The sequence below is a fragment of the Dinghuibacter sp. genome (assembly GCF_035492835.1).
Taxonomy (GTDB): Bacteria; Bacteroidota; Bacteroidia; order Chitinophagales; family Chitinophagaceae; genus Dinghuibacter.
Genome location: NZ_DATJIY010000081.1, coordinates 19,304 through 35,157, shown reverse-complemented (window position 1 = coordinate 35,157; position 15,854 = coordinate 19,304). Strand labels below are relative to the sequence as shown.

General features: G+C 62.0%; 13 protein-coding genes. 8 read left to right on the top strand and 5 right to left on the bottom strand.

Annotated features, from left to right (window positions below):
• The first annotated feature begins 7 nt into the window (after positions 1 to 7).
• Both VL547_RS07905 and VL547_RS07900 read left to right on the top strand, forming a co-directional pair.
• A complete protein-coding gene (locus VL547_RS07905) occupies positions 8 to 1,540 on the top strand; it encodes a RagB/SusD family nutrient uptake outer membrane protein (RefSeq protein ID WP_325577032.1) in 1,533 nt (510 codons plus the stop codon).
• A 125-nt stretch (positions 1,541 to 1,665) separates the two neighbouring features.
• The gene (locus VL547_RS07900; RefSeq protein WP_325577030.1) at positions 1,666 to 3,189 is read left to right on the top strand and encodes a family 43 glycosylhydrolase; all 1,524 of its coding nucleotides are present in this window, start codon (positions 1,666 to 1,668) and stop codon (positions 3,187 to 3,189) included.
• A gap of 18 nt (positions 3,190 to 3,207) precedes the next feature.
• On the opposite strand, the gene VL547_RS07895 is transcribed toward VL547_RS07900, so the two are convergent.
• Together VL547_RS07895 and VL547_RS07890 are read right to left on the bottom strand one after the other, a co-directional pair.
• A complete protein-coding gene (locus VL547_RS07895; RefSeq protein WP_325577028.1) occupies positions 3,208 to 3,630 on the bottom strand; it encodes an acyl-CoA thioesterase in 423 nt (140 codons plus the stop codon).
• Between the two features lie 17 nt (positions 3,631 to 3,647).
• A complete protein-coding gene (locus tag VL547_RS07890) occupies positions 3,648 to 4,898 on the bottom strand; it encodes a hemolysin family protein (protein WP_325577026.1) in 1,251 nt (416 codons plus the stop codon).
• 160 nt (positions 4,899 to 5,058) lie between these two features.
• Here VL547_RS07890 and VL547_RS07885 point away from each other — a divergent pair, with 160 nt between their 5' ends.
• The 3 genes from VL547_RS07885 to VL547_RS07875 are packed head-to-tail and all read left to right on the top strand — an operon-like array spanning position 5,059 to position 7,575.
• On the top strand, positions 5,059 to 5,391 hold the full coding sequence (locus tag VL547_RS07885; protein WP_325577024.1) for a nuclear transport factor 2 family protein: 333 nt from the start codon (positions 5,059 to 5,061) through the stop codon (positions 5,389 to 5,391).
• Positions 5,392 to 5,433: 42 nt separating this feature from the next.
• Positions 5,434 to 5,925 (top strand): hypothetical protein, encoded by a 492-nt coding sequence (locus VL547_RS07880; RefSeq protein WP_325577022.1) that lies wholly within the window; start codon positions 5,434 to 5,436, stop codon positions 5,923 to 5,925.
• A gap of 54 nt (positions 5,926 to 5,979) precedes the next feature.
• Entirely contained in the window at positions 5,980 to 7,575 is a 1,596-nt protein-coding gene (locus VL547_RS07875; RefSeq protein ID WP_325577020.1) for an amidase, read from the top strand.
• A gap of 35 nt (positions 7,576 to 7,610) precedes the next feature.
• On the opposite strand, the gene VL547_RS07870 is transcribed toward VL547_RS07875, so the two are convergent.
• Positions 7,611 to 8,495: a zinc-dependent alcohol dehydrogenase family protein gene (locus VL547_RS07870; RefSeq protein ID WP_325577018.1), complete on the bottom strand. Its 885-nt coding sequence runs from the start codon at positions 8,493 to 8,495 to the stop codon at positions 7,611 to 7,613.
• Between the two features lie 126 nt (positions 8,496 to 8,621).
• Here VL547_RS07870 and VL547_RS07865 point away from each other — a divergent pair, with 126 nt between their 5' ends.
• Positions 8,622 to 8,846, top strand: coding sequence for a hypothetical protein (locus tag VL547_RS07865; RefSeq protein WP_325577016.1), 225 nt, complete (start codon positions 8,622 to 8,624; stop codon positions 8,844 to 8,846).
• A gap of 23 nt (positions 8,847 to 8,869) precedes the next feature.
• Here the strand turns inward: VL547_RS07865 and VL547_RS07860 are convergent, their stop codons facing one another.
• Complete coding sequence (locus tag VL547_RS07860; RefSeq protein WP_325577014.1) at positions 8,870 to 9,820, bottom strand: amidohydrolase family protein; 951 nt, start codon at positions 9,818 to 9,820, stop codon at positions 8,870 to 8,872.
• 68 nt (positions 9,821 to 9,888) lie between these two features.
• Between VL547_RS07860 and VL547_RS07855 the strand changes: the two genes are divergently transcribed.
• Positions 9,889 to 10,941, top strand: a complete 1,053-nt coding sequence (locus tag VL547_RS07855) for a hypothetical protein (RefSeq protein ID WP_325577011.1) — start codon at positions 9,889 to 9,891, stop codon at positions 10,939 to 10,941.
• 9 nt (positions 10,942 to 10,950) lie between these two features.
• Here VL547_RS07855 and VL547_RS07850 read toward each other — a convergent pair whose 3' ends face one another.
• Positions 10,951 to 13,350, bottom strand: coding sequence for an ABC transporter permease (locus tag VL547_RS07850; protein ID WP_325577009.1), 2,400 nt, complete (start codon positions 13,348 to 13,350; stop codon positions 10,951 to 10,953).
• Between the two features lie 142 nt (positions 13,351 to 13,492).
• Here VL547_RS07850 and VL547_RS07845 point away from each other — a divergent pair, with 142 nt between their 5' ends.
• Positions 13,493 to 15,850 (top strand): ABC transporter permease, encoded by a 2,358-nt coding sequence (locus VL547_RS07845; RefSeq protein WP_325577007.1) that lies wholly within the window; start codon positions 13,493 to 13,495, stop codon positions 15,848 to 15,850.
• Positions 15,851 to 15,854 lie beyond the last annotated feature (4 nt).

The following is a 15,854-nucleotide window of genomic DNA, read 5'->3' as shown; positions in this document are numbered from 1 at the left end:
GATGGCTATGAAAAGATATATCCTTATAGCGTTGCTCTTTACGTCTTGCAGCAAGGGCTTCCTGAACCTGAATCCGCCTACTTCCCTCACGTCCGCGTCCTATTACAAAAACGCGACCGAGTTCGAGCAGGCGCTCAACGGCGCGTATACGCCGCTCCGCACGATCGTCTATACCGGCATCTACCAGGACGAGATGCGGTCCGACAATACGTTTTTTACGATCTACCAGGCCAACCGCGGTCTCGTTTGCCGGGAAGACTACCCGGAATTCCTGGACGACCCCACCACCAGCGCCATCCCGAATTCGCCGGGGGACCGTTTTACCGGGGACTATAGCGGGATCTCGATGATCAATACCATCCTGGGGCAGCTCAAGGGCAACTCCGCCATCAGCCAGGGCGCGACGGACACGATCACCGGGCAGGCGCTGTTCCTGCGGGCGTTTTATTATAACGACCTCGTGACCCACTTTGGCGGCGTGCCCCTGCAGCTGACCGAGATCACGGGTACCGATGGCGCCTTCCTCCCCCGGAGCAGTGTGGACTCGGTTTATGGTCAGATCGTCGCCGACCTGACCGCCGCCATCCCGCTGTTGCCGGTGGTGACGAGCTTCCCGCAATCCGGCGCCGCCAGCCAGGGTGCGGCCAAGATGCTCCTGGCCTATGTCGACATGACCATGCCTACCAAGAACTACGCGGACGCGGAGCAGCAGCTGACCGACATCACGCACATGAATTATGCGTTATTGCCGAACTACGCCTCCGTTTTCGATCCCAACAACAAGAACAACCAGGAATCGATCTTCGAAGTGCAGTATATGTCGGACCTGGTGAGCGGCCAGCAAAGCGACTTCGCCTGGCAGTTCATGCCCAAGTGCACCAACCCGCAGTTCCTGATGGGGTACAACGGCGGATCGATGAACATCTTCAGCGGCTGGAACGTACCCACCCAGGAAATGGTGTCGTCCTATGAAGCCGGCGACACCCGGCTCGACGCCTCCATCGCCGTCGTGGAGGGCACGATCAGCGGCGTGGAAGACTTCACCGCCACCGCGCTGAAAAGCGTGGTCGGGTACACGCCCAACCCGAATGTCGACTACCGGTACATGATCAAGAAATACTTCCACCCGCCGTACATCGCCGGTTTCAACACCCCGGACGACTTCCCGGTCTACCGGTACTCCGGGTGCCTGCTATTGCTCGCGGAATGCCTGGTGGACGAAGGCAAGGCCGCCCAGGCGCTCCCCTACCTGAACCAGGTCCGCGCCCGCGCCGGTCTGACAGCGCTGACCACGGCAACCATCGACAACATCGCCACCGAAAAACGGCACGAGGAAGCCTTCGAAAACCACCGCTGGCTCGACCTCGTCCGTATCAACGAGTTTATCCCCGTGTGCACCGCCAAGGGCGTGGCGCTCAAAGCCCTCTACGGCTGGCTGCTGCCGCAGAGCTTTACCGTGACGCAGGACCGGGCCATCTACCCGATCCCGACCCGCGAGATGCAGATCAATACGAACCTGGTGCAGAACCCGGGGTATTAAGATTCTTCAGCAGTTGGTTCTCTTGGGGCCTCCCGGTTTGGGGGGCCCCTTTTTTGGGGGCGTCCGCCGCGGGGGAGCCCGATGCGGGGAGCCCCTTTTGTTGGAATAAACGCTACATTAGGTTTATGGAAAGACGCACCTTCTTACGGGCAGGGCTGCTGCCCTTCATGGCTTCATCATTCCTTCGCCCGGCGGCGAGCCCAGCGAAGTCCCTTCCGGAAGGGCGGGAATTCTTTTACCGCCCCGAGGGCGCCTGGGCCGCGGACTTCATCCCCTTGTATACCGACGGCCGCTTCGAGCTCTTCTACCTCCATGACTGGCGCGATGGCGCGGGGCACGGCGAAGGCGTGCCCTGGTACCGCATTTCCACCACCGACTTCGTGCACTTTACCGAACACGGGCAGATGCTGGCGCGGGGCACGGCGGCGGAGCAGGACCTATACGTCTTCACCGGGTCGGCGATCAGGGCGGAGGGGCGGTTCCATATTTTCTATACCGGGCACAACTATCACCTGGCGGAGCAGGGCAAGCCCGCGCAGGGCATCATGCACGCGACCAGCGACGACCTCACCCACTGGCAAAAACATCCGTCGGAAACCTTTTTCGCGCCGGCCGACCGGTACGAGAAGGACGACTGGCGCGACGCCTTTGTTTTCTTTGATCCATCGTCGGCCAGATATTTTATGCTGGTGGCCGCGCGGAACAAAAACGGCATACCCCGCCGGCGCGGCCTCACCGCGTGCTGCAGCTCGACGGACCTCACGCATTGGACGGTCGAAGAGCCGCTCTACGACCCCGGGCTTTACTTTACCCACGAATGCCCCGACCTGTTCCAATGGGGCGATTGGTGGTACCTCGTTTTCTCCGAATTCACCGACAAGGTCAGGACGCGTTACCGGATGAGCCGGTCCTGGAAAGGCCCCTGGCTCATCCCCGAACACGACGACTTCGACGGTCACGCTTTCTACGCCGCGAAAACGGCAGCCGACGGTCACCGGCGCTTCCTCTTCGGCTGGAACCCCACGAGGGATGGTTCAAAGGACACCGGCGGCTGGCAATGGGGCGGCAATCTCGTCGTACACGAGTTGTGGCAGCAACCGGGCGGGGAGCTGGGCGTCCGGATGCCGGCGTCGGTTTTTGACGCCTTTTCTACCGGCGGGCCTGCGTCCTTTGCTACGGGCGCGGGTTCCTGGAAGGCCGATGGCTCCGACGTCACCCTGAAAGGCCGTGGTTCGTACGCCGTGGCGTCGGCAGGCACGCTGCCCTCGCCGTGTCTGATAACGGCCACGCTGACACCGCCATCGGCGGGTCAGGGCGACTTTGGTTTGTGGTTCTACGGGGATATGGCCTTTGACCAGGCCTACTATATCCGCTTCGAGCCGTCCCGCGGCCGCATGGTGTTCGACAAATGGCCGAGGGAACGGTCGGAGGTGCCGCAGATGGCGGAGCTCGAGCGGGTTTTACCATTCCCGCCGGGCGACAGCATGCACATACGATGTATTATCGATGGCACCCTTGGCGTGATGTATGTGAATGATACGGTGGCCATGAACTTCAGGGCGTATGACTTCAGCCGGCGTGGATGGGGGTTTTTCGCGGGGGATGCGGATGTGCGAATTACCGATGTGGAGGTCAGGGTCCGTCCATAACGCTCCGTTGTCTCCGCTTTAAAGCTCCCCATCCCACTCCGGGACTTCAGCCAGCCGGGCGCTCAGCCCCTCCGGCAGGAACGGCCTCCCGCCGGTGGCCTTCACGCAGGTGCCGGAGAAGACGGCCTTGACGACGACCTTGTTGTTGAGGAGGATGGTCTGGCGGAAGTGGAGCACGGCCTTGTTGGTCTTGTCACGCAGGGGGTCGCAGGTGACCTGGAAGACGTCACCGCTCTTCAGGGAACGGATGAATTTTAAACGATATTCCGATAGTACCATATTGACACCGGCGCGGGCCTCGGCTTCGAAGTCAAAGCCGAGGGCTTCGCGGATAAAGTCATGACGGCACCATTCCAGGTAGAACGGGTAGTAAAGGCCGTCCATGATGTTCTGGACGTCGATGTGCTCGTCTTTGACGGTATAGGTCTTGGTGTATGCCATGGGGCGGCAAGATACGACTAAGGCAATGTAATCCGTACGGTGCGCGGGTCGGTCTTGGTGCCGGCGACCACCTCGAATTTTATGCCGTTGATGTCGAGGACGCCCTGGGGCGCTTCGCCGATCATCAGCTCCCCGAGGCTGAGGTAGCGGCTTTCGTAGTCCCGCAGCCAGGCCAGGCCGAGGTCGTGGCGGATGCGCTGGAGGTGGATGAAACCCTCGGCGATCCAGACCTTGTCCGATTGTTTGTAGATGTAGGCTTTGTAGTCCTCGTATTCAGGCAGGTCGCCGAACACGCCTTCCATGATGTCCTGCATGGCCACGATCCCCAGGAACTCGTTCGGGGCGCCGACGACGATGCCGAAATCGACCCTGCTCTCCTTGAAGATCGTGAAGATGTCCTTCGCAGCCATGTCGGACGGTATCAGGCAGTTGGGTTTCAGATTGTCCAGCCAGTGGTCGGTGGAATTCAGGAACAAGTCCTTGGTCCGGACAGCCCCGACTATGCGGCCGGTATCGTCGCCTTTATAGACCGGGAAATAAGAGTACGGCCGCCGCCGGATCGTCTCGAACACCTTTTCCCACGGCCACGCGTCGGACAGGGAAACCACGATCCGCGCCGGCTTCATGATGCTCCGGGCCTTGAGGTCGTCAAAGGCAAAGACGTTCTCGTGCAGCCAGTACTCCTGCTTGCCCAAAACACCTTGTTTGTAGGCCGCCCCCAGCATGCCTTTCAGGTCCTTCTCGGTGATCTTCCGGTTGTCGGCGGTCTTGATCGAAAAGAGCGACAGGATGTACCGGGTACCTACCGTCAACAGCTTTATAAAGGGGTATATTATTTTGGAAAAAACGAGCAGCGACGGCGCAATCGCCAATGACATCGTCATCGGCATCTGGAGGGCCAGGGACTTGGGCACCAGCTCGCCCAGCACGATGGTCAGGTAGGTGATGGCGCCGATGCCGATCACGAGGGCCGACGCATGCGACCAGAAGGGCCCCATCCCCCAGTGCGCAAACCAGTGCTGGAGCTGGGTCGCGACCAGGCCGCCCCCATAGATACCCTCCAGGAGGCCGACCAGCGTGGTACCCACCTGGACCGCGCTCAGGAACTCCTCCGGGTCCTTGATGAGCTGCAGGACGTCGAAGGCGGTCTTGTTGTTCTTGCTTTGCTCGCCGATCAAGGCTGTGTTGCTCACGGAGATGAGGGCGACTTCCGCGAGGGAGAAGTATCCGTTGAGGATGATCAGCAGGAGGATGATGACGAAGGCCATTTACGAATGTACGAATTTCCCCGTGGGGCGCGGCACGGCGCGGCGCGCGGGGCGGCGCGACTCGTGGGGCGCGGCACGGCGCGGCGCGGCTTGTGGGGCGCGGCGCGCGGGGCGGCCGGGTGATATTCGGGTCGGTTTTGGCACTTGTTAAAAAAAACGCATGAACTTCCACGCACTCTATGCCGGCTTCAACGCCCGCGACATCGACGCCGTACTGGCCTGTTTGCATCCCAACGTGCGGTGGCCCAATGGCTGGGAGGGCGGCACGATCGACGGCCGGGACGCGGTCCGGGCGTACTGGACCCGGCAATGGCTGGCGATCGATCCGACGGTTACGCCCGAAAGGATCGAAGAGCTACCCGACGGCAGGGTACGGGTCACGGTGCGGCAGCACATAAAGGACCTGGAGGGGCGGACGCTGGCCGACGACGTGGTGACCCACCTCTATACCGTACGGGACGGTTTGGTAACCGAAATGGAGATTGCGCCATAGCAAAAATGGCGTTACCTTTCCATTCCCTTAAAACCTCCTGATATGAAGACACTGATCCTCTGCAGCCTGCTGGCGCTCACGCACATCGCCCACGCCCAAAACGACAGCCTCCTGACAGCCGTGCCCCAGTCGCAGGAAGGCTTTACCGCGAGCGAACCCGCGGTCATCCGCACCGTCGGCTGGCTGGAGACGACACCCATCAACGATCGCTGGCGGGCGAAGGCCAAGCTGCTGTTGTCCTGGTCCACCTATTCGCCTGCGGTGACCGTAGCCATGGACGACCGTACGACCACCTTTACCCACAAGAACCCCGACCTCGGCGCGGCCTTTATCGGTGGATGGATCCGCTATAGCGTCGAGCACGGGTATACCAAGGACCAGGTCGAGTGCACGGTTGCCGGTATCCAATCCGCGGAAAAGGTCTACGCCGCCAACGGTAGGACCCTGCGCAAGGACAAGGACTTCGAGCAGCTGGCCGCGATGGATGGCGCGTCGCTGGAGAAATGGGTGAAGACGCAGCTGGGGGTGCGGTAAGCCGCTCATCCATAACATAGTAGCATCCGCCGCGGAAAAAAATTATATTAGTGGATGCACAGACGTTCCTTCCTCAAAACCGGGTCGCTGGCGGGGCTTGCCCTGGCCGCGTGCCAGACGCCGGCGCCGGCGCCCATCACTCCAACGCCCGCCGCGGACCAAACCGGCGCGGGTAGCTTCGATCTTGCCGAAGCCACGATCGATCAACTCCAGCAAAAGATGCAGCAGGGCACGGCGACGGCGCGTTCGCTGGCGGAGGCCTACCTGAAGCGCATCGATCAACACGACAAAAAGGGAGCCGGGCTCAACGCGGTGATCGAGCTCAACCCGGACGCGCTGGCGATCGCGGACGACCTCGATAAGGAAAGAAAAGCGGGGAAGGTCCGCGGTCCGCTCCACGGGATCCCGATGCTGATCAAGGACAACATCGATACGGGGGACAAGATGATGACGACCGCGGGGGCTCTCGCGCTGACAGGCAATGTGGCCGCGCAGGATGCGTTCATCGTGGGTAAGCTGCGGGCCGCGGGCGCGGTCTTGCTCGGTAAGACCAACCTGAGCGAGTGGGCGAATTTCCGGTCGGAAAGGTCCACCAGCGGGTGGAGCAGCCGGGGCGGCCAAACGCATTGCCCCTACATCCTGGAAAGGAATCCTTCCGGTTCGAGCGCGGGTACGGGGTCTGCCGTTGCGGCCAACTTCTGCGCGATCGGGATCGGGACCGAAACCAACGGCTCGATCGTTTCGCCTTCTTCCGTCAACGGGCTCGTGGGTTTAAAACCCACGGTGGGTCTTTGGAGCCGGAGCGGGATCATCCCAATCTCGGCCACCCAGGACACCGCCGGCCCGATGGCGCGGACGGTCAGGGACGCGGCCATCCTGCTGGGCGCGCTGGCGGGGACCGATCCCAAGGACCCCGTCACGGCCCCGGGCAAGGGCCATGCGGATTACACGCCCTTCCTGACCGGCAGCGGGTTGAAGGGGAAGCGGATCGGCATCGAAAAATCGATGCTCCACGGGCACGAAGGCGTGGTAGCGCTGTACAACAAGGCGATCGGGGTGCTCAAGCAGCAAGGCGCCGATGTGGTGGAGGTCGACCTTTTCAAAGCCCTCGATCATATAGGGCACGCCGAGTTCCTCGTTTTGCAATACGAATTCAAGGATGGGGTAAACAAATACCTGGCGGGGTCGCCGAAGTCCCCGGTGAAAACCCTGGCCGACGTGATCGCCTTTAACAAGGCGCACACGGATAAGGCCATGCCGTACTTCCAGCAGGAGACCCTCGAGTCTTCCAACAAGCTCGGCGGGTTGGACAGCCCGGAGTACAAGGAGGCGCTGGCCAAGGTGCTCAGCGCCCGCAAGGCCATCGACGACCTGATGCACGCCCAAAAACTCGACGCGCTCAGCGCGGTGACCAACGGTCCCGCCTGTCTGATCGACCTGATCACGGGCGACTACGACACGGGTTTCTCCTTCTCGGGCCCGGCCGCCATGGCGGGCTATCCGCACGTTACAATGCCGATGGGCGCGGTGATGGGCCTGCCCATCGGTTTCTCTTTCGTGGCAGGGGCGTACCAGGAGCCGGTGATACTGGACATGGCCTATACGTTCGAGCAGGCGATCGGCAAGCGGCCGGCGCCGGCGTTTAGCTAGCGCAGCCGTCGCGGCCGGAGGACGCGCGACCGCCGCTAAGCCAGTTGCGTCTTCCCTTTGTTTTGCAAGGCGTCGCGGAACCCCTCGAGTGGGAACGTCGCGGCCACGGGCATGGAAAAACTGTCCGCTCCGATGATCTGTATGAGCTCGCCGGCGATGGTTTGTCTTTCCGAAGGGGTTTTGCCGTCCATGTAGGCGCGCACGCCAAAACCGGAAATCTCCACAAACTTGTATACGATCGCGGTGTTGGGCACCTGGAGCGGTTCGGGGCTGGCAGAACCGTAGACGATGAACCGGCCGCGGGGCGCCAGACAACCGAGGAGCGCGCTGCCTATGGGGCCGCCGACGGAATCGAGGACGGCGGCAAGACCGGCGCCGCCGGTGAGGTCCATGATCCGGGCCGCGGCGCCATCGGTGTCGTGGCGCGTCAGGGACACCGTCCGGATGCCGCGCAACGCCGCCAGCTGCGCCGTGATGTGCGATACCGCGGAATTACCCGCGCTCAGCCCCAGCCAGCTCCCGGCCGGCACGGCGGCGCGCTCGAGCAAACCCCATGCGGTAAAGGGATTGAGGGCGAATTGTGCGGCCTTTTCGATCGGGAAATCGACCGGCAGTGTATACAATGCCGTCACCGGGACGACGACGTATTCGGCCCAGGTATTCTTATAAAAAAACGACACCAGCGTACCGTTCGGCAACGCCCCTTCTTCCACGACGCCCGCGGCCTCGAAGCCCGCGATCTGGGGGAACTCGGGTTGGAAGCGGTAGCCGCCCTTTATAAAAATCGTATCGGAGGGATTGATGGTGCGGCGCAGTACGCGCACGAGCACCTCCCCGGGGCCGGGGACCGGCTTTGGGAAGTCGCCGAGGGTCAGGACGTCCGCGGGCGCTCCCGTTTGGGTAAAATAGATGGCTTTCATGCATCAAAGGTCCGGCGGGACCGCGGACGCGCGGTTGCGCAAATCAAACAGATCCTTGCAAAAACGCGACAGCGCCTCGTGCGGCGCCAGCCCCGCGAACTGAAAGATGCGTACATTAGGGACGTGATGCAACGGTATAAAAACCTGCAGGGCAACTCGGGGGTGCGCGCGTTCGTGATCGGCGCGGACTACATAAAAGTCGGGTTTGCTACCGGCGAGACCTATGTGTATGACTACAGGCAGCCCGGGAAAGACGACGTCGAAAATATGAAGGCGCTTGCGCTGAAGGGGCGGGGATTGAGCACCTACATCAGCACGCACGTGCGGGAACGCTACGCCAAAAAGCTTTAATCCAAACCTTGGGGGGTCGCAAGTTACAATCCCAGCACGCGGTCCGCATTGGCGTGCGCGATGGACATCGACAACCAGGGCGACAGGGTATCCAGGAACCTGCGGCCTTCGGCAAACGTGCTGAACGGGTAGTCGACCGAAAATAACACGCGCTCCAGACCGAATGTATCGATGGCCGCCTGTAGCGGCGGCATCGTAAACAACCCGCTGGTGGTGACATACACCTGGTCGCGCAAGGTCTGGCTGATGGGGCGTTGCTGCGCGCCGACGGCGCCCACCTTGAACTTGTCGTCGCAGCGCGCCATCATCATCGGGAGCATTTCGCCCATGTGGCCGATGATCACGCGGAGGTCCGGGTACCGGTCGAAGGTACCGGATACGATCAACCGCAGTATATGGAGCGCGGTCTCGGCATGCCATCCCCAGCCGGACAACGAGAGTTGTACCCCCGCGCCCGCGGGGAGGTCCTGGTAATAGGCCTTGGCGACGGCGGCGGGGGGCGAACCCGGGTGGAGGTACAACGGCACGCCAAGAACGGCAGCCCTTTCCAGCACCGGCGCAAAGGACGGGTCGTCGAGGAACTTATCGGATGTCATCCCCTTGATCAACGCTCCTTTAAAGCCATACTCCCCGACCGTCCGGTCGAGCTCGTCGGCGGCCGCGGCGGGCATGGCCATGGGCAGGTGCGCAAAGGCCCCGAACCGGTCGGGCCGGGGTTGTATCCGCGCCGCCAGGACGTCGTTCACCGCCCGCGCCATGGCGACGCCATTGGAGCCGGGAAGCGTCTCCGCGCCGGGGCCCACGACGGACAACACGGAGAAGGTGATGCCCTGCTCATCCATCGCGGCCAGGCGGGGGCCATCGACGTCTTCGAGCAAGGGCGCAAGCTCAGGCATAAAGGGCTTGCCGCCCGGGATGAATTCACGAACGATGTGGGGAAAGCTGACGTGTTCTTCCAAGGTAACGATACGCATACCGCGAAGGTAGGTCAATCAGGTATTTTCCCCGGTACGATGTCGCCCGGAACACCGTATTTTAAGCCATGCGTAAAATACTCCTGGTCGTCCTGGGTGTGCTCGCGGGGCTGATACTCCTCGTCCTGGTACTGGCGACGGCGCCCTTTTCCTGGTATTGCCTGGGCAGCGGTCTGTTATGGTTGCTGCTGCGCTCCCAAAAGGCGCCGATGCCTCAGGCGGCGGCCGCGTACTTTTTTTGGATCATGGTGGCCTTTGGCTTCCTGGCCGTCGAGTACGCGGTCGTGGATTTCCTGATGGGCCGCCTGTCGGACGCCGCGTTGTACCGCTTCGAAAACCGGATCGACAGGATACACCGCGCCACCGAGGCCGTCAAGCCGTGGCAGCTATTGGTCGCTACGGTCGCGGCGGTACTGTTGTCATATGTGCTGCCACGGCTGCCGCTTTTTGCCTGGATGGGAAAAGCCAGAAGGGTCCTTTCGATCGCATCGCTGGTGGTCGGGGTGGTGAGCGCCTATTCGTTTTTTGCGCCCGGGCCGATCGGCAAAGTAGTTTTGGAGCAGCGCGCGGACCTTCGGAAAAAAGATGACGAAGCGCGCCGGCAAAGCGCCATCGCACACCGCGTCGAGCAAGAGGTCGCCGCTATGGACCCCGCGACGCGGGCGGCCTGTGGCGCTTTCCTGGAGGAGATCGCCAAAAAGGGGAAGGCCGGGGAAAAGGAACTGCTGGAGGGCCTGGCGGACGACCGCGACGTGGCCGGAGAACCCGTGGAGCGCCCCGAGGTCGCCCTGGGCGACCTCGAATCCCAGACGCGCAGCGATGAAGCCGGGCGTAACAAAGCGCTCGAGCAGGCCCGGGCGCTCTTCTCCGATGCCCTGCACACGGTCGCGCCGGACGCCGAAGGCGTTGTCGGGGGGGTGCTCGACGCCCTGGTCGAAAAGGCCGGCGAAGGTTTCGTCGACCGCCTTTTTGCCCTATGGCACAAACAGCAGCCTCAAGAGGCTGTCAGGACAGCCGACGAACTCATCGCGGTACACGAGCGGGAGAAGATCGAGGTCAAACGAACGGAAGAAGAGGAACAAAAAAGACTCCACGAAGAGGAGCGCGTCCCCGAACGCTAGCCGCGGGGGCTATTCCACCCTCAGGGCATCCACCGGTTTGGCCCAGGAGGCGCGGACGCCCTGGTACCCCACCGTCAGGACCGTCACCAGGAACGTACCCGCCGCGGCGGCCGCGAATATCCACCAGCTGACCGTGGTCCGGTAAGCGAAGTCGTGGAGCCAGCGGTTCATGGCGTACCACGCCAGCGGAGACGCCAGCAGCAAGGCCAGCAGCACCAGGCGCTGAAAGTCGGCCAGGAGCAACGCGACGATGTCGGGCACACGGGCCCCGAGAACGCGGCGGATCCCTATTTCCCTGGTGCGGCGGATGGCGATGAACGACGCCAGGCTGAATACGCCGATGGCGGATAAGAAGATCGCCAGCGCGGCAAAGAATCCTACCAGGCGGCCGAGGTTTTCCTGTGCTTTATACAGGGCGTCGATGTCTTCGTTGAGAAAGCTGTAGTCGAAGACCAGGTCGGAGAAGTGCCGGTCCCAGGTCTGGTGCAGCCATTGGAGAGTGGCGGGTACGCCGGCGGCGTCGATGCGCACGGCAAAAGTGGTAAAGCGGGGCACGTTGACGTCCAGGATCAGGGGTTGCATCGGCTGGTCGAGCTTGGCGAAGTTGAAGTCCCGGACGACGCCGATGACAAAGCCGCGTTTGCCATCGGTCTCGTTGCCCCGGATCATCGTCTTGCCGATGGCCTCCTGCGGCGTCCAGCCGAACTGGCGCACCGCGGACTCGTTGAGGATAAACGCCTGGCGGTTGTCCGTACCCGTGGCCTTGGAGAAGTCGCGGCCGGCGACGATCCTGAGCCCCATGGTCCGGGCGTAGTCGTAATCCACCGAGGCCCAGGACAGGAATATGTTTTCGTCGTCGCGGTGACCCTGTGGGACGACGAGGCCCAGCACGATCGGCTGCCCCGGCAGGACCGACGCCAGGGTCACCCCCCGGATGGCGGCGTGGTCCCTCAGGTCGTTTTCGAAGGCGTTCATCCGCGCGCGCAGGACCGAGTCCACGGTATTGCTGACGGGTGAAGACGCGCGGCCAAAGAGGGGCAGCACGACGAGCTGGTCCTTGTCAAAACCCAGCGGTTTGTTCCGGAGGTAGGTGATCTGGCGGTGGATCACGACCGCGCCGATGACGAGCGCGACCGCGATCGTGAACTGGGTTACGATCAGGCCTTTCTGGATGAGCTTGCCGCCGGGGCGGAGCTGGCCCTTGAGCAGGGCGGTCAGGCGGAAACGGGTGATAAAGAGCGCCGGGTACAAACCGGCCAGGAGCGCGGTAACCGCCAGGAGCCCGGCATTGATGGCGATCAAGGGCGGGCTTAATTGCAGAACCTCGCCCGTCAGGCGGTCGGCCAGCGGTAAGGCCGCGGCAGCGAGCCCCCAGGCGATGAGCCACGCCAGGGCGCAGAGGAGCACACCTTCCCCTAGGAACTGGGCGATCAGCTGTTTGCGGTCGGCGCCGGAGACCTTCCGGACCCCGATCTCGCCGAGACGTGTCAGCGATTGGGCGTTGGAGAGGTTGATGAAGTTGATGTTGGCGATGAGCAGGATCATCGCCGCGATGGCGGCAAAGATGTAGATATAGGCGATGCTGTTGGTGCTGGGGTTGCCGATGACGTCCGACGAATGGAGGTGGATGTCCTGTAGCGGGCGGAGGGAGACATAGTAGGACTTGGCGGCGTGGGGGTCGGCGTACTTGTTGAACAGGTTGCGCAGGGAGGGAGGACTTTCCCCAGGTTTTAAGAGCACGTACGTATCGGTGGCGTCGAAGAACCAGTTGGTGCGCAGGAAGTGCTCCACCGCGGGCCGTTCGACCCGGTAGACGTCGTCGAAGGGGATGAGGCAGTCGAACTGTTCGTCCGAATTCGGGGGCCATTGTTTAATCACGCCCGTGACCTTGAGCGGGAGGCGGTGCTCATAGACCAGCGTTTTGCCCAGGGCTTCTTCCCGCCCGAAATATTTTTTGGCCATGGCGTCCGTGATCACGATGCCCTGCGCGGCATCCCTTGGATCGCCCTCGATGAATTGAAAGGAGAATATCTTAAATATCGCGCTGTCGGCGAAATCCACCCTGGTCTCCGGGAACCTTTTCGTACCGGCTTCCATAACGCCACCGCGGTTGTATAGCCGAGCCACAGCTTCGACGCTTTTCAGGTCCTCGCTGATGATGGCCGGGGCCACGGGGATGGGCGCGTTGGCCATGGCCCGCCGGTCGGCATCCCCTTCCTTGTCGAAGTCGACGCGGTAGATGCGCCGGTAGTTCTCATGGAAGGTATTATACCGTAGCTGGTTGTCGATGTACACGACGATCAGCATACAGCAAGCCATGCCGATCGACAAACCGGCCAGCTTGATGAGGGTGGCGACCTTGTGCTTGAGCAATTGGCGCCAGGTGATGCGGAAATAGTGGCGAAGCATCTGACAAGATAGTCATTTCCACCCCGCGTCGCCCACGGCTCATAACCGTACGGGACCGTGTATCAAAAACGGACGGCCCATGCTTTTTAGACATTGATTTTCACACATTTACTCATCGGCACGCCATTGGCGGCGGGGGGGTATGCTCCGCAATTACTGTAAGATCGCCTTGCGCAACCTGTCGCGTAACCGCTTCCAGGCGGCCATCAACATCACCGGGCTGGCGCTCGGGATCGCCGTTGCGCTGTTGATCGGGTTATGGATACTGGACGAAGTCAGTTTCGACCGCTACCATACCAACCACCGCCGGATCGCGGAGGTGCTGCTGACCCAGACCGACAAGCACCACGCCTACACCGGACCGACGGTGGCCACGCCGCATGGGGTGGCGTTGCACCAGAACTATGGCGAGCTTTTCGAACGGGTGGGGATGATCTCCTATCCCTGGGACGCCATCCTGACCGTCGGCGACAAGCACCTGCAGGCGTCCACCGTCTGCGCCGAGCACGAGATCCCGGAAATGTTCACCTTCCGGATGATCCGCGGCTCCGCCGCTTCCATCGCCGACCCCTATACCCTCATCATCGCCCAATCGATGGCCAAAGCTTTGTTTGGGAATGCCGACCCGATGGGCAGGAATATCGTTTTCAACGGCCGCACGGCGGTGCGCGTGGGGGGCGTTTTTGATGATCCCCCGCGGAATACGACCTTTAGTAACCTGAAGGTCCTGATCTCCTGGAAGATCCCGGACAACGGGCTGCAAAACGTCACCGCGTGGAACGACCACGGCATCCAGCTCTTTGTCCAGCTCCGGCCGGGCGTCACCTTTGCGCAGGCGGAGGCGCGGATCAAGGGTGTGCCCACGCCCTTTGTACAGGACGTAAAAGAGGAATCCTACCTGCAACCGCTCGATAAGCTCCATTTCTGCAACGAGATCATCGACGGCGATCCACAGGACAAGGCGCTGACGATGGTTTGGATAGTGGGTCTGATCGGTTGCTTTATCCTGCTCCTGGCTTGTATCAACTTCATGAACCTCTCCACCGCCCGCAGCGAACGCCGGGCGCGGGAGGTGGGCATCCGCAAGACGGTGGGGACCACGCGGTCCCAGCTCGTGGCCCAGTTCCTGGTGGAGTCGGTCCTGGTCACCGCGATCGCCGCGGCGTTGTCGCTCGGGCTCGCCCAATTGGCGTTGCCGTCGTTCAACGACCTGGCGGACAAAGACGTCGCCCTACCGCTGACGCAGCCCTCGTTTTGGCTGGCCTGGCTGGCCGTTACGCTCCTGGTAGGGCTGGTCGCCGGAAGCTATCCCGCCTTCTATCTGAGCGGTTTCAAACCGATCCGCGTCCTGAAGGGCGTGTTTGCCGCGGGCAAGGGCGCCGCCCGCCCGCGGGAGGTGCTGGTAGTCTTCCAGTTCGCCGTGACGCTGGTGCTCGTCATCGCGACGATCATCGCCTTCCGCCAGATCGGACACGCCAAGGACCGTCCCCTAGGGTACAACCAGTCGGGGCTCGTCACCGTAAACATCAACACCCAGGACCTGGACAAACACTATGACGCGCTGCGGACCGATTTGTTGAAGACCGGGCTCTTTGAGAACATCGCGCGCGCGTCCCAGTCCACCAGCCAGTTCGGGAACAACAATTCGGTGGAATGGCCGGGCATGGACCCCAGCCAGCTGTCGATTTACTTCCGGAACGTCAACGTCAGCCGGGAATTCGGGACCACCATCGGCTGGCGCATTCTTTCCGGGCGGGACTTCTCCAACGCCTTTGCCGGCGACTCCTCGGCGGTCATCCTCAACCGTACGGCTGCGCGGATCATCGGCAACCAGCACCCGGTCGGCATGGTCGTGAAATTCTTTGGCAAGCCGTACACGGTGATCGGGATAGCCGAAGACATGCTCACCAACGAGCCCTTCTCCCCCATCGAACCCGCCATATTCCTGGGCGATGGATACAAGGGCATCATCACCCTGCGCATAAAGACCGGCGTGCCCATCCACCAGGCGGTCGATGCCATGAGCAAGGCCTTCCGGTTGTATAATCCGGCCAGTCCGTTTATCTATACGTTCAACGACGATGCCTTTGCCAGGAAATTCACGGCGGAGGAACGGGTGGAAAAGCTCGCCGGCGTCTTCGCGCTCCTGGCGATCGTGATCTCCTGCCTGGGGTTGTTTGGCCTGGCCTCGTTTATGGCGGAGCAGCGCACCAAGGAGATCGGGGTCCGCAAGGTCCTCGGCGCGGGTCTTTTTTCGCTCTGGGGACTACTCTCCAAAGATTTTGCGCGGCTCGCGGCCATCGCCCTGGCGATCGCCATCCCCGCGTCGTGGTGGCTCATGCACGGCTGGTTGCAACAGTATCCCTACCGGACCGCTTTGTCCTGGTGGATTTTCGCGGCGGCCGGGTCGGGTATGGTACTGCTGGCGCTCGCGACGGTGAGCTATCAGTGCTTGCATGCGGCATTAAGGAATCCGATAGACAGTCTACGCTCAGAATAATTAT

Excerpts from the sequence above, each read along its gene's own strand:
- VL547_RS07880 (WP_325577022.1), top strand. The coding sequence starts at position 5,434 with ATGAAGACACTGATCCTCTGCAGCCTGCTGGCGCTCACGCACATCGCC.
- VL547_RS07860 (WP_325577014.1), bottom strand. The coding sequence starts at position 9,820 with ATGCGTATCGTTACCTTGGAAGAACACGTCAGCTTTCCCCACATCGTT.
- VL547_RS07905 (WP_325577032.1), top strand. The coding sequence starts at position 8 with ATGAAAAGATATATCCTTATAGCGTTGCTCTTTACGTCTTGCAGCAAG.
- VL547_RS07850 (WP_325577009.1), bottom strand. The coding sequence starts at position 13,350 with ATGCTTCGCCACTATTTCCGCATCACCTGGCGCCAATTGCTCAAGCAC.
- VL547_RS07885 (WP_325577024.1), top strand. The coding sequence starts at position 5,059 with ATGAACTTCCACGCACTCTATGCCGGCTTCAACGCCCGCGACATCGAC.
- VL547_RS07895 (WP_325577028.1), bottom strand. The coding sequence starts at position 3,630 with ATGGCATACACCAAGACCTATACCGTCAAAGACGAGCACATCGACGTC.
- VL547_RS07845 (WP_325577007.1), top strand. The coding sequence starts at position 13,493 with ATGCTCCGCAATTACTGTAAGATCGCCTTGCGCAACCTGTCGCGTAAC.
- VL547_RS07900 (WP_325577030.1), top strand. The coding sequence starts at position 1,666 with ATGGAAAGACGCACCTTCTTACGGGCAGGGCTGCTGCCCTTCATGGCT.
- VL547_RS07855 (WP_325577011.1), top strand. The coding sequence starts at position 9,889 with ATGCGTAAAATACTCCTGGTCGTCCTGGGTGTGCTCGCGGGGCTGATA.
- VL547_RS07875 (WP_325577020.1), top strand. The coding sequence starts at position 5,980 with ATGCACAGACGTTCCTTCCTCAAAACCGGGTCGCTGGCGGGGCTTGCC.
- VL547_RS07865 (WP_325577016.1), top strand. The coding sequence starts at position 8,622 with ATGCAACGGTATAAAAACCTGCAGGGCAACTCGGGGGTGCGCGCGTTC.
- VL547_RS07890 (WP_325577026.1), bottom strand. The coding sequence starts at position 4,898 with ATGGCCTTCGTCATCATCCTCCTGCTGATCATCCTCAACGGATACTTC.
- VL547_RS07870 (WP_325577018.1), bottom strand. The coding sequence starts at position 8,495 with ATGAAAGCCATCTATTTTACCCAAACGGGAGCGCCCGCGGACGTCCTG.